Below are 305 nucleotides of genomic sequence, written 5' to 3'. Positions count from 1 at the left end.
TATTACCCATGATTTATCTACTGCGAGTTATATGTGTGACCGAATTGCTGTCATGTACCAAGGAAAAATCGTAGAAATAGGACCTACGAAAAAAATTATTCAGCATCCTTCCCATCCGTACACAAAAGCACTTGTGGCTGTAGTAAAAGATTTAAACCATTTTATTAAAAATAGAGAGAAACTGATTCTGGATGGGGAAGTGGATTCCACAAAAGAAGAAAAAGGCTGCCCTTTTGTTGCAAGATGTCCTCATAAAGAAGCAGTTTGTCATACGCAAGTGCCGGAGTTAGAGGATGTAGACAGAG

Annotated in this window: 1 protein-coding gene; it reads left to right on the top strand. The window is 38.7% G+C overall.

Features of this window, described 5'->3' with window-relative positions; all coding sequences use genetic code 11:
- On the top strand, nucleotides 1-305 hold a 305-nt coding region (locus JI665_RS28375; RefSeq protein WP_206846309.1), incomplete at both ends, for an ABC transporter ATP-binding protein.

The organism is Bacillus sp. NTK034 (assembly GCF_017303275.1).
GTDB lineage: Bacteria > Bacillota > Bacilli > Bacillales > Cytobacillaceae > Cytobacillus.
The sequence above is the reverse complement of the archived record's forward strand: the minus strand, read 5'-3'. Positions and strand labels throughout refer to the sequence as shown.